The sequence below is a fragment of the Paracoccus sp. Z118 genome (assembly GCF_019061185.1).
Classification (GTDB): domain Bacteria; phylum Pseudomonadota; class Alphaproteobacteria; order Rhodobacterales; family Rhodobacteraceae; genus Paracoccus.
Map to the genome: position 1 here is coordinate 22,880 of NZ_JAHQZU010000015.1, position 21,248 is coordinate 44,127.

Below are 21,248 nucleotides of genomic sequence, written 5' to 3' on the forward strand. Positions count from 1 at the left end.
AACCTGCCGCCGCTCACTGGCCGATCCGCGCCTTCGTTTCGGCCACGAGCGCCTTCGCGATGATCGTCTGCGGGATCTGCGTGGCGCCCTCGTCTATCCGATAGAGGCGGGCGTCGCGGAACAGCTGCTCGGCGCGGTATTCGCGGATGTAGCCGTTTCCGCGATGCACCTGCACGTTGCGCTCCGCGACCCGGCCGACCCACGCCCGCGACCCCGCCGATCAGCGCCGAAGCCGGGACGCGGCAATCCTCGAAGATCGCGTCCGCCACGCGGGCGCCCTGCTGGCCCATCTTGTGTGCGGGCTTGCCGACCGACAGGCCCGGCGTCCCCGCCTCGACCGCGAAGACCGAGACGCCGGACGCGCCCTTCTTCTCCATGTAGGTGCGTGCCATGACGGTGAACAGCCCCGCTTGACTGGCACGACAACCTTCATCTTGTCGCCTTTCTCGGAAGAACGCCTGCAGCCCGGTCTGGGCGCGGCCGGGGATCAGCGCATGGACATCATGCGTCCCCTCATAGGTGTTCACGGTTTCAAGGTTCAGCATGTGGCGCATCACCGGGAACTCGTCCGAAATCCCGTGTCCGCCAAGCATGTCGCGAGCGATCCGCGCAATCTCCAGGGCCTTGCCGCAGTTGTTGCGCTTGATGAGGGGAATCATCTCGGGCGACATCCTGCCGGCCTCGAACAGCCGCCCGACGCGTAGCGCGGCGTTCAGCGCCCGCGTGATCTCGGTCATCATGTTGGCGAGCTCGAACTGGTGCAACTGGGTCTGCGCCAGCGGCTTGCCGAACTGCTGGCGGTCCAGCCCATATTGCCGCGCGGCGTGCCAGCACGCTTCCGCCGCGCCCATGACGCCCCAAGTGACGCCGGAGCGCGCGCGGTTCACGCAGCCGCAGGGACCGCTGAGCCCTTCCGCGTTCGGCAGCAGCTCGTCCTCGCCGACCTCGACCTCATCCATGACGATCTCGCTCGTGACGGAGGCCCGCAGGCCCAGCTTGCCCTCAATCCGGGGCGCGGACAGGGCCTCCATACCCTTTTCCAGCACGAGGCCGCGAATCTTGCCGCCATGCGCCTCGGACTTCGCCCAGACCACGAATACATCGGCGATGGGCGCATTCGTGATCCACATCCTGGACCCGTTCAGCCGATAGCCGCCGCCCGTCTTCTTCGAGGTGGTCTTCATGCCGCCGGGGTCCGAACCTGCATCCAGTTCGGTCGGGCCGAAGCAGCCGAACCACTCGCCCGAGCAGAGCTTGGGCAGATATTTACGCCGCTGCTCGTCGGAACCGTAGGCGTTTGATCGGGTGCCTCACCCGCGACGCCTGCATCGACATCATCGAGCGATAGCCGGAAACATTCTCGTCATCATGGGGGCGGGCTAGGGACGCGACCTTAAGCCCAGCTTAAGCTGCGCCGACGATAGCGTGATCGTCACGGATTACGGGGAAACACGCCATGCGCCTGCTGATTGTCGAGGACGATCCGGTCCTGTCCGACGGCCTCAGCGTCGGATTGAGCCTGTCGGGCTTCACGACCGATGCCGTCGGCATCCTTGCCGACGCCCGCGCCGCGCTGGCGGGCGGCGGCTTCGCGGGCGTGGTTCTGGACATCATGCTGCCCGACGGCTCGGGTCTGGAGCTGCTGGCGGAGTTGCGGGCGGCGGGATCACGGATTCCGATCCTTCTTCTGACAGCACGCGATCAGGTGCGCGACAGGGTGTCCGGTCTCGATGCCGGCGCGGACGACTATCTGGGCAAGCCCTTCGACCTCGATGAGCTGGCCGCCCGGCTGCGCGCGATGCTGCGCCGGCGGGAAGGCCGCGCCTCGGCCGTGATGGAATGGAATGGCCTCGAACTCGATCCGGCAACGATGTGCGGCACGAGGAACGGCGGCGATGTTGCCTTCTCGCGCCGCGAGTTCACCATCCTTCAGGCCCTGATCGAACATCCCGGCGCGATCCTCGGCAAATCGACCCTCGAGGAGCGGCTCTATGGCTGGCAGGGCGAGGTCGAAAGCAACACGGTAGAGGTCCATATCCACAAGCTCCGCTCCAAGTTGGGCACGACGTTCATTGAAACGGTGCGCGGGCTTGGCTACCGGCTGGGACAACCCGCCGACAGGGGGAGAGGTAAATGAACTCGATCCGCAGGCGGCTCTGCCTCATCCTGCTGGCCGCGACCGGGGTGATCTGGCTTTCGGCGGTGATCTGGATCCAGCACTCGACCCGAACCGAGGTCGGGCATGTGCTGGACCGGCGGCTGCAGGAATCGGCGCAGATGGTCGCCTCGCTGATCCGCCGCAATGGCGGCATCGCTGGCCCCGACGCGGCGACGCTGGTCGATGAGGCCCCGGCGCTGCCCGATACGGGGCGCCACGATTTCGCCCGCCAGCTGATCTGTCAGGTCTGGGGCTTCGACGGCCAGTTGAAAAGCGAATCCGACGGCGCCCCAGCCGGTCAGCTGGCCGAGCAGGAGGGCTTCAGCGAGCGCGAGGTCGATGGCGAGGTCTGGCGCGTCTACACCCATGTCGACGAGGAACTGGGCATCCGCGTCATGGTCGGCGATGCCCGCTTCATGCGCGACCGGCTGGTGCAGGACGTGGTGATGGGCCTTCTGGCCCCGACCATGCTGATCCTGCCGCTGCTTGCGGCGCTGATCTGGCTGGCGGTGCGCAGCGGGCTGGCGCCACTGGACCGGCTGGCCCAGGCGCTGGCCCGCCGCCCGGCGACCGATCTCAGCCCGCTGGGGGAAAGCCGCGCGCCGGCCGAACTGCGGCCGATGATCGAGGCGCTGGACGGGCTGTTCCACCGCGTCGAGGGCCTGCGTGAGCGCGAGCGCAGCTTTACCGCCTTTGCGGCGCATGAGCTGAAGACCCCGTTGGCGGGCCTCAAGACGCAGGCGCAGATTGCCACGCTCGCGCCCGATGCAGAGACGCGCGACCGGGCTCTGGCGCAGATCGCGCGGGGCGTGGACCGCACCGACCGCATGGTGCGCCAGCTTCTGGACATGACCGCGGCCGAAAACGCCATCGACGCAAACCAGACTCCGGCGCAGGAGGGGGCGCGCATCCTTGCCGACGTGGCCGATGCGCTGGCCGGTCTGGCGCAGTCGCGCGGCGTCGATCTGCGGCTGGAAACCGACGGGGCCGAATGGCGCACAACGCAGGCGGCCTTGCTGGCGCCCGCGCTGCGCAACCTACTGGAAAACGCCATCCTCGCCTCGCCCCATGGCAGCACGGTCGAGGCCCGGCTGGCGCGTGACGGCGAAAGGGTCCGCTTCAGCGTGCTGGACCGCGGCCCCGGCATCAGCGAAGCCGACCGCCCCCATGTCACCGAGCGCTTCTGGCGCGGTTCGGCCAACCCCTCGGGTGGCGGCAGCGGGCTGGGCCTCTCCATCGTCGCCTCAGCCGTTCAGGCGATGGGCGGAGAACTGCGCCTCGTCTCGCGCAAGGGCGGCGGGGAACAGGCCGAGCTGATCCTGCCAACCGCGCCCCGCGCGACGCTCCTTTGACAGCGCGGGCCGGGCCGTTCAGGCGCGGATATATTGCCACCCGGCGGCCTGCCGCTCGGCCGGATGCAGAACCGCCGCAGGCGCAGTCATCAGATCAGCCGGGGCCTCCAGACCCTTGTTCCGCAGGGTATTGCCGCACAGCCTGAGCAGGCCGTCGGTCAAAGGGTCGCGCAGATCAATTGCCGCAGGCACGGCCTCGGCATTGAAGACGATCTCGCACTGCGCATCGGGCGCCGCGGCCAAGAGGTTCCTGGCGTTCGAGCGTGCCCGTGCAAGCGACGCTTTATCGGCGGCATGGATGACAAGCTGAAGGGACATGGGGTCAGAAGATCGCCACCTGCGTTCCGACCTCGACCAGCGGGTAGAGCCGGGCAATATGTTCGTTGTAAAGACCGTAGCAGCCGCTGGAGGACTTGCGGCCGATCTTGCGCGTGTCATGCGTGCCGTGGATCAGGTAGGCGGGCCAGGACAGGTAAAGCGCATAGACGCCCAGCGGATTTTCCTCGGCCCCGCCCGCCACCTGCTGCGGCAACGACGGGTCCCGCTCGCGCATGCTGGGGGTCGGCGTCCAAGTGGGGCGTTCCGCCTTGCGGACGACCTCGGTCCTGCCGCGCTTGGTGAGTTCCTCCGAGACCGGAATGGAGGACGGGAAAACCAGATAGATGCTTTCGTCGCCGGACCAGAAATGCAGGGCCCGCGAGTTGATATCGGCCAGGATCACGCCCTTGCCGAGCGACGGATAGAAATCGCTCCAGTGACGGCTGCGGAACGAGGAGATGTTGCGCCGCGAATCCTGCGACGGGTCAACCTGATAGACGCCCAGATCCGGGGCCTGCCCCGCCGCCGATGAGCCGTAAACGACCTGCCCCGTGATCGGGTCGACGGCCTGCGCCGCTGCGAGCCTCGGCAGCGCGACACCGCAAGCGAACAGTCCACCCAGAAAAGCGCGCCGGCTGGCGCCGCCGGCAAGATCGACCGCAGGGTTGCGCGGGTATCCGTGGCGAGGTTGGTCCATGTCTCATGCTCCGGTCGTTCATGGGCAAAGCGTCCATGCCGGATGACCGGCCAAGCTTAAGCCCAGCTTAAGGGCGCCCGGCGCGGGATGGACCGGCATCTTAAGGCTGGGTTAAGCCGGATCGCCTAGCCATGCATGGCAGACCCGAAAGGACAGGCTCATGGCAGACAGAAGCTTCTTCACCCCCGATCGCCGGCGTTTCCTGCAAGTCGGCATCGCCGTCGGCGCCTTGGCAAGCTGCGGAATACCCGTAATGGCGCAGGACAATCCGATGCCGGCGGACCTGCGGCAGGCCCTGGAGCAGGAACAGCTTGGCGCGGTCCTCGGCAATGCCTCGGGCGACGTCACGCTGACCGAGTTCTTCGACTATAACTGCCCCTATTGCCGGGTCATGGTCGCCGATATCCACCAGCTGATCTCGGAGGATCCGCAACTGCGGGTCGTGCTGAGAGAATGGCCGGTCTTCGGAGCGGGATCGCTTTACAGCGCCCGCGCCTCGCTGGCATCGTTGCGGCAGGGGAAGTTCTGGCAGTTCCACACCGGCCTGATGGGCATCGAGGGTCAGGCCGACGACAAGAGCGCGCTTCCAATCGCAGAGGCGGCCGGGCTGGACATGGGCCGCCTGCGCCAGGATATGGATGACATCGTGATTGCCCGCCAGATCGAACATTCGTGGATTCTGGCCGAAAAGATGGGCCTGGCCGGCACGCCCACCTTCATTGCAGGAGACTTCGGCGCCTTCGGCAGGCAATCGCTGGACGAACTCCGTTCCACGATCGCACAGGTGCGCCGCAGCCGCTCGTAGATCACTGGCTTTCTGCTGCCCTGGCGAATGCTGTCCTTCAGAACGCCGAGCGTGCCGAAGAGTTGGAAAGCTTTTCGTAAGAGCAAAGGAAGAAGTTTTTTAGCCCCCTGATCACGCGGTGAACTGACTCAGTAGGCCCCGCTCTCTGCCCTCGCCTTCTGGCAGGGCGGGTTCGATCCGCTGTGGGGCACGGCAGTATTTGCGCTGGCGAGTCTCTGGTCGCTGCGCAGACAGAGCGCGCTGATCGTTCCCGCCGCCGTCTCGGCCGCCTTCGCGGCGGGCGCGTGGAACATCGGGCACGTGCCGTGCTGCTGGCCGGGGCCTGCACGACCGCGCCCAAACAGAAGGCCCCGCCCCGCCGCCCGAAGCGCAGCTGGCGCCGGAAGTTTCCCAACGCTATGCAGCCCGCGTCGATGCCGGCAAGCAGCTCCAAGCGACACGCCTTTCGGCGGCACAGCAGCGGCCCCACACGGCCCGGCGCGGTCTGCAGCCGAACCGACTCGGGCTGGAACGTGACGCAACGGCAATGTGCGCGTGCGGATCGGTGCTCTTTGTTCATCCCCGTCGGACGATCCGGTGGGCAGATCGGAAGCGCTGTCCGCGCGGCCGGCACAGTGGCGCTCAATAATCAATAAAATGCACGAGCAGTCCGGGCGCCAAAGCCCCGCTCAGAACGCGCGCGTCAGCGAGACCGAGAAGTTGCGTCCCGGCGCCGGTCCGGTGGTCCAGGTCGCGGGAACGTAGGTCTTGTCGAAGGTATTATCGATCCCGAACCGCATCTGGACACCTTCGAGGGCACCCTGTTGGGGGGTCCACAGCGCAAAGAGATCGTGGACAGCAAAGCCGCCGCGCTCGGTTCCATCGGCCTTTTCGCGGCCGGCGGCGAAGGTGCTGACGCCGCCGACCTTCCAGGCCGGGCTGGCCTGCCAGGCGGCGCCGATGCCGATGCGGTCGTTCGGCAGCGAATCCACCACGCCGCCGTCACCATCCTCGCCGTCCACCATGGACAGGCCGGCGGTCAGGGACAGCGGGCCGTTGGCGTAACTCGCCTCGATCTCCCCGCCCTTCAGCGTCACCTCGGCCACGTTGACATAGGCAGGCGTCGGAACAGGTGCGTTGGTGCGGGTGATGCGGTCGGTGATGTCGTTGTGGAACAGCGTCACCTTGACCGCCGCCTCGTCGCCCGCGCCGAACAGATCCCGCCCCCGCCATGACAGGCCGATCTCGGTGTTCACGCCGCGCTCGGACTTGAGGCCGGCCGAAGGCGCGCCGCCCATGAAGCTGTCGTAAAGCTCGTCGGCGGTCGGCAGGCGCTCGACGCGGGCGAGCGATCCGAAAACCGACCAGTTGTCGTTCAGCCGGTAGATCGCGGCGATCTGCGGCTCGATGGCGGTGTCGCTCACCTTCTCGTCGGTCGCGGTGACGCTGCCGGCGGGGGTCGTGCGCTGATGCTCGATCCTGAGGCCGGTGTTGATCGTCAGCGGGCCCATCGTCAGTTCGGACAGCGCATAGACCGCCTGTCGGTCGGTCGTGGCCTCGGGGTGCGAGGACGAGGGCACGGTGGAGGTGCGGTCCTGGGCCGAGATCTCGGCGCCGAAGGTCAGATAATGCTCGACCTCGCCCGAGGACAGGTCGGCCACGTTGACGGCCTTGAGTTTCCACAACTCGTAGCTGCGCTCGCCCAGCATGCTGGGCATGATCGGCTCGTCTGGATCGTCGCCCTGCTCGGTGCGCTTCAGCGTGTCGTTGTAGGACAGCGTCACCGCCAGGTCGATGAGAGGGTTGTTCACCGGATCGTATTCCCAGACCGCGCGGGCGGTGTGGTCCACGGTCAGGATGTCCCCCACGCCCCAGCCGGGAAAGCCGGGGAACAGGCCGATCTGCGGTCCCTCCTGCTGGTTGAAGTCCTGGTCGTCACCATCGGCGCGAAGCCCGACATAGCTGAAGCGCAGCCGGTGCTCATCGTTCAGGTCATGGTTCAGTTTCAGCAGCAGGTTCGGAGCCAGCGAGTTCGACCGGATCAGGCGGTCGCCGTCCGGGTCCGTGCTGTCGCCCAGATCGCGCAGCGCGAAGGCGGCGAGCGCGGTCGTCCGCTCGCTTGCGCGCCAGGCGATGGCTGCGCTGCCGAAGGCCGTGTCGGGGTTCGAGGCGAAACCCAGCTTCGCGCGGCCGGCGACGTTGCGGCCATCGGTCAGCAGGTCCTCGGGCTCGATCGTTTCCATCGCGATGACGCCGCCAAGCGCGCCCGAGCCGTAGAGCGTGGACGACCCCGGCCCGCGCAGCACCTCGACGCGCTTGAGGAAGTCGGGCTCGACGAACAGCGAGCCCTGCCGGTAGCTCTCGTAATATTTCTGCTCGCCGTCGAGCAGTTGCACGATCGACGATTCCGACGCCGCGATGCCTTCGCCCACGCCGCGGATGTTGAAGGACTGGCCGAAGAAGCTGGACGAGCCGACGCCGGACACCCCCGGCACCACGTCAAGCACGTCGCCGATGGTGGCGGGCTCGATCCCCGTCAGCTCCTCCTCGTCAATGACCGTGACAGATTGCGGCACGTCCGAGGCGACGCGCGGCTGGCCTGCGCGCAGGACCACGGTGTCGAGGGTCAGGCTGTCGGCGACCTGCGCCCCGGAGCTCAGCGGGATCAGGAAAGAGGCACCGGCAAGCAGCACGGCGCGGCGGGCAGTCACGGTCATCTTGGGCTCCCATGCCACGAGGATCAGAGGGGGAATCTTCGTGGCTGCGGGAGGCGGCTGCGGGTTCCGTCTTGCGCTGGGTAGAGAATCCGATAGTTTCAGTCAAGAACATGCCGCGTCAATTTGCCGCATCAGAACAGGTGAAGCCCGGAAGGACGACATGACCGATCAAAGCCCGATTCAGACCGCTGCCGACCCGTCCGCCCTGCGGGCCGCGCTGGCGGATTCGACCGTCCGCCCACATGACCTCGCCGTGAATCTCGGTGTGCCCGAAGCCGCGCTGGTCGCCGCGCGCGTGGGCCACGGCGCGCTGCGAATCGACGCGACGCCAGACCGCCTGATCCCGCTGGTCGAGCCGCTGGGCGAGGTCATGGCGCTGACCCGCAACCCCTCCTGCGTGGTCGAAAAAGTGGGCGTCTATCGGGACTACCACCCCGGCAACCACGCGGCGATGACGCTGGACAAGGAAATCGACCTGCGCATCTTCCCGTCCCGCTGGGTCCATGCCTTCGCGGTCGAAGTGCCGGGCGAGGGTGGCCCCCGCCGCTCGGTCCAGGTGTTCGACGCGGCGGGCGACGCGGTCCACAAGATCCACCTGCGGACCGGGTCAGACCTGTCCGCGTGGGAGGCTTTGCGCGAGGCGCTGGCCGTCGAGGATCAGTCCGACAGCGCCAGCTTCACCCCCCGCGCCGCGCCGGAACCGGCGAAGTCCGCGCCCGACAAGGCCGACATCCTGCGCCGGGAATGGACGCGGATGACGGACACGCACCAGTTCAACACGCTGGTCCGCAAGGTGAAGATGAACCGCCTCGGCGCCTATCGCATCGCAGGGTCGCCCTTCACGCGCCAGCTTGCCCCCGAGGCGCTGACGCTGTTGCTGGAACAGCTCGCAGGAGACGGCATGGGGACGATGATCTTCGTCGGCAACATGGGCTGCATCGAGATCCACTCCGGTCCGATCCAGTCGCTCAAGCCGATGGGGCCGTGGCTGAACGTCATGGATGAACGCTTCAACCTGCATCTGCGCGCCGATCACGTGGCCGAGGTCTGGGCGGTGGACAAGCCGACGCAGCGCGGCCCCGCGATCTCGGTCGAGGCGTTCGATGCGAACGGCGCGCTGATCCTGCAGGTCTTCGGCCTGCGCGCCGACCGGGGCGGCGACCCCGATGCCTGGGCCGCGCGCGTCGCCGCGCTGCCGGGACTGGCCGCATGATCCGCGCGGCGCTCGGCCTTGCCCTTGCCCTTGCGCTGACGCCGCTTGGCGCCGCGGCGCAGGAGCGGGTGGTCTCGCTCGGCGGGGCCGTCACGGAAATCGTTGCGGCGCTTGGCGAGGGCGACCGCCTCGTCGGCCGCGACACGACCTCGACGGTGCCGGAGCCGGTGCGCGCGCTGCCCGACCTCGGCTATTTCCGGGCGCTCTCGCCTGAGGGCGTGCTGTCGGTGCGCCCCGACCTGATCCTCGCGGAGGAAGGCGCCGGTCCGCCGGCGACCGTGGAACTGCTGCGGTCCGGCGGCGTGACGTTCGTCACCGTGCCAGACGCCTTCGACGCCGAAGGGGTGGCCGCCCGCATCCGCACCGTGGGCGAGGCGCTCGGGGCCGGGGATCGGGCCGATGCCTTGGCTGCCGCAGTCACCGAGCAGTTGGCGCAGGTCGCCGCCGAGGCCGAAACCCGCCCGCATCCGCGCGTGCTGTTCGTGCTGGCGGCGGATGGCGGCCGCATCCTCGCCAGCGGCACCGGCACCGCGGCGGACGCGATGATCCGTCTTGCCGGCGGCGTCAACGCGGTGGACGGGTTCGAGGGCTACAAGCCGCTGACCAGCGAGGCGCTGGCGGGGGCCGCGCCCGAGGTGATCCTGATGATGAACCGCGGAGTGGCCGACCCGGAGAGCGAACCCGACGACGACAAGGCTATTGCCGATCTGCTGGCGCAGCCAGCGCTGGCGGCGACGCCCGCGGGGCGCGGTCGGCGGGTGGTGCGGATGGACGGGCTCTACCTCCTCGGCTTCGGCCCCCGCACCGCCGACGCGGCGCGCGACCTGTCCCGCGCCCTGACGGAGTGACGGGGATGGTGGCCGCCGATCCTTTGATCCTTCGTCACCGCGCCGAGGGCGACCGCAGCGATCTCGCCCGGCGCATGACGCTGGCTCTGGTCGCGGCGGTGGTGGCGGTGTCGGTCCTGTCGCTTGGCGCCGGCGCCTCGGGCGTGTCGCTGCTCCGCGCCGCCTCGGCGCTGTCGCGCGGCGAGGCGCTGGACCCGTCCGAAAGCCTCGTGCTGTTCCAGATCCGCCTGCCGCGCCTCGCGATGGGCCTGCTGGTCGGGGCGGCGCTGGCGGTATCCGGCGCTGTGATGCAGGGGCTGTTCCGCAACCCGCTGGCCGATCCGGGGCTCGTCGGCGTGTCCGCCGGCGCTGGCCTCGGCGCGATCACGGCGATCGTTCTGGGCGGGGCGCTGCCGCCCGCGCTGGCGTCGGTGTCCGGCGTGCATCTGGTCCCGCTCGCGGCCTTCTGCGGCGGCTTGGCGGCGACGCTGATCCTATACGCCATCGCCTCGCGCAACGGGCGCACCTCGGTTGCCACGATGCTGCTGGGCGGGATCGCGCTGGCGGCGCTGACGGGTGCGGCCTCGGGTCTGCTGATCTATCTCGCCGATGATAGCCAGCTGCGGAACCTGACCTTCTGGAGCATGGGCAGCCTCGCCGGGGCGAGCTGGCCGCAGCTGCTCGCCGCCGCCCCGCTGATGATGGCGGCGCTGATCGCCGCGCCGTTCCTCGCGCGCGGGCTGAACGGCCTCGCTCTGGGCGAGGCGGCGGCATATCACATGGGTCTGCCGGTGGAGCGCACCAAGCGCATGGCGGTGCTGACCGTTGCGGCCTCCACCGGGGCGGCGGTGGCGGTGTCGGGCGGGATCGGTTTCATCGGGCTTGTGGTGCCGCATCTGCTGCGGCTGGCCACCGGGCCGGATCACCGCCGCCTGCTGCCGAACGCAGCGCTGCTGGGGGCGGTGCTGCTGGTGCTGGCCGACCTCGTCAGCCGCACCATCGTCGCCCCCTCGGAACTGCCGATCGGCATCATCACCGCCATCGCCGGGGGGCCGGTCTTCATCGCCATCCTGCTGCGCCAGCGCGGAGTGCTGGACCTGTGAGCCTGATCGTCCGCAATCTTTCCGTGAGGCTCGGTCGCCGCGAGGTGCTCAGCGGCATCGACCTGATCGCCCGGGCGGGCGAGGTTACGGCGATCATCGGACCCAACGGCTCGGGCAAGACGACGCTGATGCGGGCGATCACCGGCGAGCTTCCGTCTTCGGGGGAGCTGTCCCTGAACGGCCGCGACATCCGCAGCGCGCCTACGCGGCTGATGGCCACGATGCGCGCGGTGCTGGCGCAGTCAACGCCGCTGTCCTTCCCCTTCACCGTGGCCGAGATCGTGGGCCTCGGGGCCGAGGCGGGCGGCGAGACGAACGCCCGACCGGTTATCGGGCGTGCGCTGGAGCGCGTGGATCTCGCCGGCTACGGCGCCCGCCTGTTCCAGCAACTCTCCGGGGGCGAGCAGCAGCGCGTCCATCTGGCCCGCGTGCTGGCGCAGGCGGGATCGGCGACCGGCCCCGACGGCCCGCGCTGGCTGCTGCTGGACGAGCCGGTGAGCAGCCTCGACATCGGCCACCAGCTGATGGTCATGCGCCTCGCCCGCGCCTTCGCGTCCGAGGGCGGCGGCGTTGTGGCGGTGCTCCACGATCTCAATCTCACGGCCGCCCATGTCGATCACGTGCTGCTGCTGCAGTGTGGCCGTGTAGCTGCCTCGGGCGCGCCGGCCGAGGTCCTGACCGCGCCACGCCTGAGCGTGGTCTATGGATGCGACCTTCAGGTGATTTCTCTGCCGCCGCGCGGCATGATGGTAACGCCGATGCCCGAGGCGGTATGAACGACAGAAGCTGATCTGCAGGTTTACCGCGATCGCGGAAGGGGCATGATGTTGCTTGGGAGGACGCGATCCGATGGGATCGACGCCTGCTCATCGGGTGGCATCAGATGCGGTTGCGGCCCGCGTGGCGATCAGTCCCCTGCCGCACTGCGCGCAAGGATCTCCAGCATACGCTTGCGCGCTGCGGGGGGCAGATCTTCAGCCAGATCGGCCTCGGTTGCCGGGGTATTGCCGACCTGGATCAGCATCACCATGCCCATTGTGTAATGAGGCGAGCACTTGATGCCCCAGATGCCTTCATCGCTCAGCGTGACTTCGATCTCCTCGTCGATCTTGCCGACGAACTTCTCGCCGTCACCGGGGATCATGCCGGCGATGGTGGCAGCATTGTGGCCGGGGCTCGCGGCGATGAACTTCACGCGGTCACCAGGCTGGATGACCAGATAATCCGGCTCGAACGGCATCGGGCCGCTGTCATTGCGGTTGAGCATCCTGACCTCGTGCGTCTCGGCGTATGCCGCAAGGGGCAGGAGACAGGAGAGAACCGCGGCGCGGATCAGCATGGTGATGTCCTTTCAGGCGAGACGTTGGAAGGCGAAAAGCGGCAAGCGGCCGGCGGGATGCGCGATCAACTGGGCATCGACGGCGAATATCTCGCGGATCAGCGCTGGGGTCAGAACGTCAAGCGGCGCGCCCAAAGCCACGCAGCGGCCGGACTGCATCACCATGACACGGTCGCAGCGTAGCGCGTGATGCATGTCGTGCAGCGCGATGACGGTCGTGACCGAAAGCTGCGAGACCAGGTCGAGGATGCCGATCTGGTGGTGGATATCCAGGTGGTTCGTGGGCTCGTCCAGCAGCAGGATGCGCGGTGCCTGTGCATGGGCCCGCGCGATATGGACGCGCTGGCGCTCGCCGCCCGACAGCGTGGACCAGTCCCGCGCCGCCATCTGCTCCATGCCGACCGCCTGCAATGCGGCCTGCACCGCCTCGTCATCCCTGGCGCTCCAAGGCCAAAGGGGCCCGAGCCAGGGCGTCCGGCCCAGTTCCACCGCGTCGCGGACCGAGATGCGCTCGCCGGTCTCCGCCGCCTGGGACACCATGGCAAGCTGTTGAGCAATCTGCTGTCGCCGCAATCGTACCATCGGCTGTCCCGCAAGCCGGACTTGACCCCGGGTCGGCGGCAGCAGCCCCGCCATCATGTTCAGCAGCGTTGACTTGCCCGAGCCGTTCGGTCCGATCACGCCCAGCATTTCGCCCGCGCGCAAGTGCAGGCTCACGTCCGAGACGAGATCCCGGCCCTGCACTCTCCGGGTCACGCCGACAAGTTCGAGGATCGGCGTATCGCTCATCGCTGCCTGCCCCGGATCATGACGACAGCAAACGCGGGCGCCCCGACCAGCGCGGTGATCACGCCGATGGGCAGCACCTGCCCTGGGATGACGATGCGGGACACCACGTCGGAAAGCACCAGAAACACCGCGCCCGCGAGTGCCGTCGCCGGGACCAGCCGAGCATGGCGCACACCAACGAGGAAGCGCATCGCGTGTGGAACGACCAGTCCGACGAAACCGATAGCTCCGGCGATCGAGACCATCACCGCCGTGACCAGGGCAGTTGTCCCGATCAGCATCGCCTGGGCGCGGCGCACGTCGATCCCCAGTGCCGCCGCGCTGTCGGCGCCGAAGGTAAAGGCGTCGAGCGTCCGCACGTGCCACAGCGCGACGCCCAGCCCCAGCAGCGTCATGGGCAGCGCCATCCGGATATCGGGCCAGCGCACGCCCGAAAGATTGCCGAGAAGCCAGAACATGATCCCGCGTGCCTGCTCGGCGCTGGCCGATTGCGCGATGATCAAGGCGGTCATCGCGTTGAACATCTGCGAGCCTGCGATGCCCGCCAGGATGATGATCCCGGTGGTCTGAACGCCTGTCCCCTGCGCCGCACGAGCGAGGATCGTAACCAGCCCGAAGGCGACCAGCGCGCCCGCGAAAGCCCCCGCCGACATGCTGACCATGCCCGCGCCGAAGCCGGCGACGGCGACCGCGACCGCGCCCGTCGAGGCGCCGGCCGAGATCCCCAGCAGATACGGCTCGGCCAGAGCATTTCGCAGCAGCGCCTGAAGGATCAGCCCCGACAGAGCCAGACTGGCACCGACGCAGGCCGCCACGACCGCGCGCGACAAGCGGTAGTGCCAGATCACGCTGGCATCGACGGGATCGAGGACGCCAGCCGGCAGGCCGGCCTTGCTGGCCAGCACCGCCACCACGGTGGACAGGGGTATCGGCGTCTCGCCCACGGCCGAGCCAAAAAGTAGCGCCGCGGCCAGCACGACGGGCGCGAGCCACAGCCAGCCCGTGCCGCGGACCGCGGCGCCACGCCTCATTCCGAGAGACCGAGACTGGCGAGCGCGTCCGACAGGGCTTCAAGCCCGTAGATCGCGCGGATCGAGGGGTCCATCGCATGCGCTTCGAGCGTCAGGATGCGGTCGTTCTTCACCGCCTCCATCTGGCTGGTAACGGGATCACTGCTCAGGAACTCCCGCTTGACGGCGATATCGTCGGCGGGAAAGCGGCGCCGGTTCATCTCGGCCGCGACGATGAAGGTGGGATCGGCGCGGGCGATTGTTTCCCAGCCGACCGTCGGCCATTCCTCTTCCGAGCTGACGACGTTCGTCACGCCCAGCTTGGACAGCATCCAGCCCGGCACGCCGTTGATGCCGGCGACATAGGGGTCGATCTCGATATCGGCCGAGGAATACCAGAAAGCGCCGGACAGCTCGTCGGGTAGATCCAGCGCCTGCGCCCGCTCGATCGCCCCGGTTTCGCGCGCCTTCAGGTCGGCGATCAGGGCCTCGCCGCGTTCGGCGACATCGAAGATCTGCGCCAGCTCCTCGATACCCTGATACAGCAGCGCGGCGTCGAACAGCACGGTGCGGGCGCCGTCCATGCTCTGGCTGTTGTCCTTGCCGATGCATTCGGTCGGCATGATCCAGCTGGGGATCCCGGCGTTGTCGAACATCTCGCGCGTGCCGACAGCACCTTGAGGGCCGATCATCCATTCGTAGGCGGTCACGACCAGTTCGGGCCGTGTCGCCAGCACACTTTCGAAGCTGGGGGCGTTGTCCGACAGGCGCTCGACCTTCGAGTCCGCCTCGGCAAATGCGGGCAGGACCGGGTTGATCCAGAGCGCGGTGCCCGCGACCTTGTTGGCCAAGCCCAGCATATACAGGATCTCGGTCGTGCTCTGGCCGACACTGACGACGCGTTCGGGCGCCTTGTCGATGGTGACGTCATGGCCGCAGCTGGTGAGAGTCAGGGGATAGTCGGTGCCCGCAAACGCCATCGGCGCCAAGCCCAGAACGGCGATGATCACCGTCGTCATCCTCAGCATAATGTTTCCTTCCGCTACATTATGGCGAGGCCGGACGAGCGGACGGAAACCGGGCGGCAAGGCACGGTTCACGATCCCTCCCGAGCCGACCCGCTCGGATTGATCAGTCTGCGTCGGCAGGTCTCCTGACTGACGGGTCATCGCCGGCTCGACCTTCCCAGACCCGAGAGTCCAGTGGCATATCCGAGCGCGGCTCACCGCCTACAGTTGCGGGGGCAGTTCCGGTGCGGGGCGCAAGACCCCGGCGGATTCCCTTTCCGACGCAGTCTCCGTAGCGGCAGGGGTCCGCGCTGGCAAGTTGAAGCCTGTTGGAGAGGGCCGTAATCGGCATCAGGGGCCGAGAGCCGCCTCCAGCCGCTGCCATTCGCCTGCGTTTCCGGGAAGCCCGAGGCGGAGCCATGTGTCGGAATAGGGAAACCGGCGGGCCCAGATATGGCCCTGCGCAAGCGCGGCCTGTGCCTTTCGCGCATCCGGGGTTTCGTAAAGGCGGAACAGAAGCGTGCCGCCCACCCTGCCCCACCCCGCCCGCCTGGCCAAGGCGTCAAGTCTGGACGCATCCTCCGAAAGGCGCTGGACGGTCTCGATACGCCAGTCCTGATCGCGAAGGGCGATACGCCCGATTTCGAGTGCCGGACCCGCAACAGGCCATGGTCCCGCGAGCGCGGACATCCGGCGGATCACGCCCTCGCCGCCGTAAACGAAGCCGAGCCGCAGACCCGCAAGCCCCCAGAACTTGCCGAAGGAGCGCAGGACAAGCAGCCGGTCGCTGGCCTCGGCCACAAGGCTTTCGCCGGGAGCCGGGTCGGCAAAGCTTTCATCGACGACCAGCCTTCCGACCGACAGGTCGCGCAGCGCTTCCTTGGGATGATGTCGTCCATCGGGGTTGTTCGGATTGACGACGATCGCGAGGTCCGCCCCCGACAGGCCTTCCAGTTGCGCCACTTCCTCGACGCGCCAGCCCGCCTGTCTCAGGCAGGCCGCATGTTCATTGTAGGTCGGGGCGAGAACCCGCGCGAGTCCGGGCTTTCCCAGCAGGGGAATCATCTGGATCGCCGCCTGCGCCCCGGCAAGCGCGAGGCCCGGGGCGGCGGTGCCAAAGGCGCAGGCGGCGGCCTCCATCAGCGCCGCCTTGGCGCTTGCCATGGGCAGGCTGGTCCAAGCCTCGGCCGAAAGCTCGGGCACTGGGTAGGGCTGACGATTGATGCCGGTAGACAGATCAATCCAGTCGCCCTGCCCCCAGGCGGCCTTTGCTTCATCAAGGTTTCCGCCGTGATCGCGCATCAGAATGCCTCCAGCGCGACAGGCAGCAGCGCGAAAATGACCAAGGCGGCCATCAGCAGCATGATCGCCCGCCGATAGAGCCCCAGTCCGCGCGTCAGAGCCTCAGGCCTCGGGTCGGGCGCTGCGGGGTTGAGCCAAGGCTCGGGCATGACAGCGCCGTCATAGACCCGCGGCCCGGACAGGCGCACCCCCAGCGCCCCTGCCATCGCCGCCTCGGGCCAGCCCGCATTCGGAGAGCGATGCCGGCGCGCATCGCGCAGCATGATCCGGCCCGCGCGCAGGGGCCTGCCGGACACCAAGGCAAAGATCAGCCCCGTCGCCCGCGCCGGGATCAGGTTCACCCAGTCGTCGAGCCGGGCCGACGGCCAGCCGAACTGCAGATAGCGCGGGTTTTGATGGCCGATCATCGAATCCAGCGTGTTGATCATCTTGTAGGCAGCGATACCGGGCAGCCCGGCCACCGCGCCCCAGAAGACCGGCGCGATGATCCCGTCCGAGGTGTTCTCTGCAAGGCTCTCCAACGCGGCCCGGGCAACACCCGCCTCATCAAGGACATCGGGGTTGCGGCCAACAATCATCGAGACGGCGCCTCGCGCCTTGGGCAAGTCCCCGGCAATCAGGGGCTTTTCGATTGCGGCGACATGGTCGCGCATGGAACGGACCGCAACCAATGGCCAGGCAAGGCAGCCGCCCGCCACGATGCCCAGTGCGCTGTCCGGTAACAGCAGTTGCACAGCCACAGACAGCAGGAGCACGGCGATCAGGCACAGGGCCAAGGTCAGTGCCCCCATCAGCCTAAGCGGGAACCCCGCCCGGTTCAGCCGGGCTTCGAGGATGGCGACGAGGCGCCCGCCCCACGTGACCGGATGTCCGATCCGCGCATACAACCATTCCGGCCAACCGATCAGCCGGTCGATGGCGAGTGCCACCAGCATCATCGCGGGAAATTCAGCCATCATCGCTTCCAAACTGCATGACGCCAGCCAACCCGGCGGCCTCTAGCGCGGAAGCTGCATCAGGGGGAACCTCGCCCTTAGGGAAAATCAGCCCCCTGGCCGAGCCGGTATGGGCAATGAGCAAGCCCGCCGCCCCCAGGTTCCGGGCCAGCTCTTCCGTCGGATCATCCGCCGGCCCCCGCATCCGCAGGCAGCGCCGGGCGCTTTCAGATGCAAGCTCGGCGAAACCCTGCAAATCGCGGGTCCCCTGCCAGTCCGCGACGATGTCCGAGACGTCCGGAAAGTCCACATCGGCGGGGTCGGTGGAGCACGGCGCTCCGAAATAGCCTCCGACAATGTCATGGGCGGGAAGCACAGGCATCGGTTGCAGGATACGGCCCTCGCGAGAGGCCCAGAGCAGACGCTCGGGATGCACGAAGGCCAGCGGGTCCGAAGCCCCCTCCTCCGCCACGCAAGCCGCCATGAGGCGCCCGGCCGGTCCTTGCCATCCATGAAGCCGGGCCGCCGCGATCAGCCTCGCGGTCGATATGCCGGTGCCTGCGCCGGGTGGCGACAACAGGGAAAGGCCAATCTCTCCCTTGGCCGCAAGCCCCAAGGCTTGCAGGAATCCGGCAAGGGAATGGGCTACCCGATGGTCGCCGCTTTGCAACTCCGCCTGCAGTCCCGTCTTCGGGCAAGGAACCGTGATCAGGCCGAGCGGCCCGACTGGCCCAAGCCTGCCCTGCAGATACTCCCCAAAATGTCCGCGAACCCTGACCGTCTTCATGGCTGCCAGTTGACCTCGGCAACCGACCACTGGCCGTGCGAGCCGACGTGGAAGCGAGTCAGCGACAGCGGCGCCACCTGGAACGACAGCGCGCCGGGGATCGACCCGGTGGCATGGGCAAGCGCCGCCCTGACAGTTCCGGCATGCGCGGTTACGACATGGATGCCGCCCTCGGCGGCCAGGTCCAGCAGGGCAGCCGTCGTGCGAAGGCAGAGATCTCGGAAGCTTTCGCCCTGCGGCGGGCAATGCCCGGCCAGCGCCTCCGGGCTCAGGGGACCGAGATCGGGAAGCGCGGCATGGTCTATCCCCTCCCAATCCCCGAAGCTCTGCTCCCATAGCCTGTCGTCCACCCTTGCGGGCAAGGCAGGAAACATCGCCCCCGCCGTCATCAGGCAGCGCCGCGCGGGAGAGCTGGTCAGCCTGGCGACGCAGGGCAGACGCGCCGCAAGCGCGGTGAGCCCCGCGCGGTCCGACAGATCGGCCGGCAGGTCGAGGCGACCGGCGAGCCGAGCTTTTCCCGCCACGGGCGCGTGGCGGATAAGGATGATTTCCGCATGCCGTATCTCAGGCACAGCACGCCAACCCTTCAGTCACCGCGCCCGCTGTGGTTAAGCATCGTCGGGACGAAGGGACGGAATATCCATGGGTTCGATCATCCTCGTGACCGGCGGCGCCCGGTCGGGCAAAAGCGCGATCGCCGAAAGCCGGACGCTCTCGCTCGGCAGACCTGCCGTCTATATTGCCACCGCGCAGGCCTTCGACGCAGAGATGGAAGAGCGGATCGCAGCTCATCAGGCACGGAGGGGGGAAGAGTGGCAAACTCATGCGGAACCTCTTGATCTTTGCGGTGCGCTGAAATTGACGGATGGAGTGCCGCGGCTCGTGGATTGCCTGACGCTGTGGCTGTCCAACCTCATCCTGGCAAAGCACGACTGGCGGCCTGAGGCGGCGCGGCTGATCGAGGCGCTCGGCGCGCAGACCGCCCCCGTGGTGCTGGTCACGAACGAGGTTGGCGCCGGCATTGTGCCCGACAACCGGCTTGCCCGGCTGTTTCGCGATGCGGCGGGAACGCTAAACCAGCAGGTCGCGCAAGCGGCAGACGAGGTCATCCTGGCGGTGTGCGGCCTTCCAATGAAAGTGAAATGATGCGTCTCGACTCTCTGGGCCAGGTCGCCCACATTGCCGACTCCCTGCCCTTCGCCGATGAAGATGCCCGAGCCGCCGCCGCACGCCGGCAGGACAGCCTGACGAAGCCGCCGGGTTCCCTCGGAAAGCTCGAGGAGATCGCGCTGTTCATGGCCGCCTGGCAGGGGACGGAGCGGCCCGAGATCGGCAGGGCGCAAGCGCTCGTCTTCGCCGGCAACCACGGGGTCTGCGCCCAGGGGGTCAACCCCTTCCCGCAGGAAGTCACCGCGCAGATGGTGGCAAACTTCCAGGCGGGCGGCGCCGCGATCAACCAGCTTTGCAGGGTGAACGGCGCCGACCTGTCGGTGATCGCGCTGGATCTCGACCGCCCGACGGCAGATTTCACCAGCGGTCCGGCCATGACCGAGGCCGAGACGCTGGATGCCATGAACCGTGGTGCCGCAGCCGTCGATCCTCAGGCGGACATTCTGACCTTGGGCGAGATGGGCATCGGCAACTCGACCATCTCGGCGGCCCTTTGCGCCGCACTGTTCGGGGGCGAAATTGCCGACTGGGTCGGGCGGGGAACCGGATCGGATGACGCTGGCATCCGGCGCAAGGTCGATGCGATCACGCGCGGGCTTGAGCGCCATCAGGGTTGCTCGCCGCTGGAAGCCCTGGCCGCCTTGGGCGGCCGCGAGCAGGCTGCGATCTGCGGAGCGGTCCTTGCGGGGCGAGCCGCCCGCCTCCCCGTGATCCTCGACGGCTTCATCTGCACCGCGGCCGTGGCGCCCCTGTTTGCTGCGGACCCAAGGCTTCTCGACCATTGCCTTATCGGCCATGTCTCGCTGGAGCCGGGTCACAGGAAGCTGCTTTCGGCCATGGGCAGGACTGCCATTCTCGACTTCGACATGCGGCTTGGCGAGGGCTCGGGGGCCGCGCTGGCGCTCGGGATCGTGCGCTCGGCACTGGCCTGCCACAACGGCATGGCGACCTTTGCCGATGCCGGGATCAGCGGCGCATGAGCCATCGTCTTGCCGAGTTGCATCTGGCTCTCATTTTGCTGACACGGGTGCCATTCGGGCGCCTGCGCGATCCCGTGCCGACCCTCGGCGCGGCGGCCTGGGCCTTTCCTCTGGCAGGACTGCTGGTCGGCCTGATCGCGGGTGGCGTCATGTGGGCGGCGCTGGCACTGGGACTGTCGCCGCTGATCGCGGCCGGCGTTGCGCTCGGCGCGCAGGTCGTCGCCACTGGAGCGCTGCACGAGGATGGGCTCGCTGACATCTGCGACGGCTTCTGGGGCGGCACCTCGCGCGAACGGCGGTTGCAGATCATGCGGGACAGCCGGATCGGCAGCTATGGGACGGTCGGGCTGATCCTGACGCTCGGACTGCGCTGGCTGGGGCTGGCCGCCCTTGCCGAGGCACAGGCTCTCGGCGCGGTGATCGCTGTCGCCATGACAAGCCGCGTGGCGCCGGTCGTCCTGATGGGATCTCTGCCGCCCGCCCGTCCAGACGGGCTCGGGGCGCAGGGCAGCACCATGGGAACGAAAGCCGTTCTGCTGGCGGCTCTGCTGGGCGGACTGCCGATGCTGGTCGTGCCCCGTGGCTGGGCCGCGCTTGCCGTGGCCGCGCTGGTCGTGGCAGGGCTGGCAATGGTCGCCAGGGCGAAGATCGGCGGACAGACCGGCGACGTGCTGGGGGCGGCACAGCAGGTGGCCGAGATCGCACTGCTGCTCACGCTTGGCGCGGACCTGTAACTCATTCATTGCGGCGCCGCGGGCGC

22 protein-coding genes, 2 pseudogenes and 1 riboswitch are annotated in these 21,248 nt (G+C 68.1%); of the genes and pseudogenes, 10 read left to right on the forward strand and 14 right to left on the reverse strand.

What is annotated here, in order from left to right; genetic code table 11:
- Positions 1 to 13: 13 nt before the first annotated feature.
- The 3 genes and pseudogenes from KTN05_RS18150 to KTN05_RS12630 all read right to left on the reverse strand — a co-directional run.
- On the reverse strand, positions 14 to 175 hold the full coding sequence (locus tag KTN05_RS18150; protein ID WP_371823358.1) for an acyl-CoA dehydrogenase family protein: 162 nt from the start codon (positions 173 to 175) through the stop codon (positions 14 to 16).
- Positions 176 to 302: 127 nt separating this feature from the next.
- Positions 303 to 392: pseudogene (locus tag KTN05_RS18155) on the reverse strand (hypothetical protein); the annotation flags it as partial.
- A 57-nt stretch (positions 393 to 449) separates the two neighbouring features.
- A pseudogene (locus KTN05_RS12630) lies at positions 450 to 1,353 on the reverse strand (acyl-CoA dehydrogenase family protein); the annotation flags it as partial.
- Between the two features lie 103 nt (positions 1,354 to 1,456).
- On the opposite strand from KTN05_RS12630, the gene KTN05_RS12635 reads away from it, so the two are divergent.
- On the forward strand, positions 1,457 to 2,137 hold the full coding sequence (locus KTN05_RS12635; RefSeq protein ID WP_217329771.1) for a response regulator transcription factor: 681 nt from the start codon (positions 1,457 to 1,459) through the stop codon (positions 2,135 to 2,137).
- Entirely contained in the window at positions 2,134 to 3,510 is a 1,377-nt protein-coding gene (locus tag KTN05_RS12640; protein ID WP_217329772.1) for an ATP-binding protein, read from the forward strand. Before KTN05_RS12635 ends, KTN05_RS12640 begins: the two co-directional genes overlap by 4 nt.
- An 18-nt stretch (positions 3,511 to 3,528) precedes the next feature.
- Here the strand turns inward: KTN05_RS12640 and KTN05_RS12645 are convergent, their stop codons facing one another.
- Both KTN05_RS12645 and KTN05_RS12650 read right to left on the reverse strand, forming a co-directional pair.
- Positions 3,529 to 3,753 (reverse strand): hypothetical protein, encoded by a 225-nt coding sequence (locus KTN05_RS12645; protein WP_254368185.1) that lies wholly within the window; start codon positions 3,751 to 3,753, stop codon positions 3,529 to 3,531.
- Between the two features lie 79 nt (positions 3,754 to 3,832).
- The gene (locus KTN05_RS12650; protein WP_217329774.1) at positions 3,833 to 4,525 is read right to left on the reverse strand and encodes a L,D-transpeptidase; all 693 of its coding nucleotides are present in this window, start codon (positions 4,523 to 4,525) and stop codon (positions 3,833 to 3,835) included.
- Between the two features lie 160 nt (positions 4,526 to 4,685).
- Between KTN05_RS12650 and KTN05_RS12655 the strand changes: the two genes are divergently transcribed.
- Positions 4,686 to 5,330: a DsbA family protein gene (locus tag KTN05_RS12655; protein ID WP_217329775.1), complete on the forward strand. Its 645-nt coding sequence runs from the start codon at positions 4,686 to 4,688 to the stop codon at positions 5,328 to 5,330.
- 668 nt (positions 5,331 to 5,998) lie between these two features.
- Here the strand turns inward: KTN05_RS12655 and KTN05_RS12660 are convergent.
- Entirely contained in the window at positions 5,999 to 8,026 is a 2,028-nt protein-coding gene (locus KTN05_RS12660; protein WP_217329776.1) for a TonB-dependent receptor domain-containing protein, read from the reverse strand.
- Positions 8,027 to 8,186: 160 nt separating this feature from the next.
- On the opposite strand from KTN05_RS12660, the gene KTN05_RS12665 reads away from it, so the two are divergent.
- Genes KTN05_RS12665 through KTN05_RS12680 form a run of 4 tightly spaced genes read left to right on the forward strand, consistent with a single transcriptional unit; the run spans position 8,187 to position 11,945 of the window.
- Positions 8,187 to 9,239, forward strand: a complete 1,053-nt coding sequence (locus tag KTN05_RS12665; protein ID WP_217329777.1) for a hemin-degrading factor — start codon at positions 8,187 to 8,189, stop codon at positions 9,237 to 9,239.
- Positions 9,236 to 10,087 (forward strand): hemin ABC transporter substrate-binding protein, encoded by an 852-nt coding sequence (locus tag KTN05_RS12670; protein WP_217329778.1) that lies wholly within the window; start codon positions 9,236 to 9,238, stop codon positions 10,085 to 10,087. Before KTN05_RS12665 ends, KTN05_RS12670 begins: the two co-directional genes overlap by 4 nt.
- A 5-nt stretch (positions 10,088 to 10,092) precedes the next feature.
- Positions 10,093 to 11,169 carry an iron ABC transporter permease gene (locus KTN05_RS12675; protein ID WP_217329779.1) on the forward strand — a complete coding sequence of 359 codons (1,077 nt, stop codon included), beginning with the start codon at positions 10,093 to 10,095 and terminating at the stop codon, positions 11,167 to 11,169.
- Entirely contained in the window at positions 11,166 to 11,945 is a 780-nt protein-coding gene (locus KTN05_RS12680; protein WP_217329780.1) for a heme ABC transporter ATP-binding protein, read from the forward strand. Before KTN05_RS12675 ends, KTN05_RS12680 begins: the two co-directional genes overlap by 4 nt.
- A gap of 131 nt (positions 11,946 to 12,076) precedes the next feature.
- On the opposite strand, the gene KTN05_RS12685 is transcribed toward KTN05_RS12680, so the two are convergent.
- The 8 genes from KTN05_RS12685 to KTN05_RS12720 form a co-directional block, all read right to left on the reverse strand.
- Positions 12,077 to 12,508, reverse strand: a complete 432-nt coding sequence (locus tag KTN05_RS12685) for a pseudoazurin (protein ID WP_217329781.1) — start codon at positions 12,506 to 12,508, stop codon at positions 12,077 to 12,079.
- 12 nt (positions 12,509 to 12,520) lie between these two features.
- A complete protein-coding gene (locus tag KTN05_RS12690) occupies positions 12,521 to 13,297 on the reverse strand; it encodes an ABC transporter ATP-binding protein (protein ID WP_217329782.1) in 777 nt (258 codons plus the stop codon).
- Positions 13,294 to 14,328: an iron ABC transporter permease gene (locus tag KTN05_RS12695; RefSeq protein ID WP_217329783.1), complete on the reverse strand. Its 1,035-nt coding sequence runs from the start codon at positions 14,326 to 14,328 to the stop codon at positions 13,294 to 13,296. Before KTN05_RS12695 ends, KTN05_RS12690 begins: the two co-directional genes overlap by 4 nt.
- Positions 14,325 to 15,335, reverse strand: a complete 1,011-nt coding sequence (locus KTN05_RS12700) for an ABC transporter substrate-binding protein (RefSeq protein WP_217329784.1) — start codon at positions 15,333 to 15,335, stop codon at positions 14,325 to 14,327. Before KTN05_RS12700 ends, KTN05_RS12695 begins: the two co-directional genes overlap by 4 nt.
- Positions 15,336 to 15,432: 97 nt before the next feature.
- Positions 15,433 to 15,645: riboswitch (cobalamin riboswitch) on the reverse strand.
- A gap of 20 nt (positions 15,646 to 15,665) precedes the next feature.
- Positions 15,666 to 16,616 (reverse strand): threonine-phosphate decarboxylase CobD, encoded by a 951-nt coding sequence (gene cobD, locus KTN05_RS12705; protein WP_217329785.1) that lies wholly within the window; start codon positions 16,614 to 16,616, stop codon positions 15,666 to 15,668.
- Complete coding sequence (cbiB, locus tag KTN05_RS12710) at positions 16,616 to 17,575, reverse strand: adenosylcobinamide-phosphate synthase CbiB (protein ID WP_254368188.1); 960 nt, start codon at positions 17,573 to 17,575, stop codon at positions 16,616 to 16,618. Before cbiB ends, cobD begins: the two co-directional genes overlap by 1 nt.
- On the reverse strand, positions 17,565 to 18,338 hold the full coding sequence (locus tag KTN05_RS12715; RefSeq protein WP_217329786.1) for a propanediol utilization protein: 774 nt from the start codon (positions 18,336 to 18,338) through the stop codon (positions 17,565 to 17,567). The genes cbiB and KTN05_RS12715 overlap by 11 nt, the downstream gene beginning before the upstream one ends.
- Positions 18,335 to 18,862, reverse strand: a complete 528-nt coding sequence (locus KTN05_RS12720) for a histidine phosphatase family protein (protein WP_371823357.1) — start codon at positions 18,860 to 18,862, stop codon at positions 18,335 to 18,337. Before KTN05_RS12720 ends, KTN05_RS12715 begins: the two co-directional genes overlap by 4 nt.
- Positions 18,863 to 18,980: 118 nt before the next feature.
- On the opposite strand from KTN05_RS12720, the gene cobU reads away from it, so the two are divergent.
- Genes cobU through KTN05_RS12735 form a run of 3 tightly spaced genes read left to right on the forward strand, consistent with a single transcriptional unit; the run spans position 18,981 to position 21,222 of the window.
- The gene (gene cobU / locus KTN05_RS12725) at positions 18,981 to 19,484 is read left to right on the forward strand and encodes a bifunctional adenosylcobinamide kinase/adenosylcobinamide-phosphate guanylyltransferase (RefSeq protein WP_217329788.1); all 504 of its coding nucleotides are present in this window, start codon (positions 18,981 to 18,983) and stop codon (positions 19,482 to 19,484) included.
- The gene (gene cobT / locus KTN05_RS12730) at positions 19,481 to 20,488 is read left to right on the forward strand and encodes a nicotinate-nucleotide--dimethylbenzimidazole phosphoribosyltransferase (protein WP_217329789.1); all 1,008 of its coding nucleotides are present in this window, start codon (positions 19,481 to 19,483) and stop codon (positions 20,486 to 20,488) included. The genes cobU and cobT overlap by 4 nt, the downstream gene beginning before the upstream one ends.
- Positions 20,485 to 21,222 carry an adenosylcobinamide-GDP ribazoletransferase gene (locus tag KTN05_RS12735; protein ID WP_217329790.1) on the forward strand — a complete coding sequence of 246 codons (738 nt, stop codon included), beginning with the start codon at positions 20,485 to 20,487 and terminating at the stop codon, positions 21,220 to 21,222. Before cobT ends, KTN05_RS12735 begins: the two co-directional genes overlap by 4 nt.
- The last annotated feature ends 26 nt before the right edge of the window (positions 21,223 to 21,248 follow it).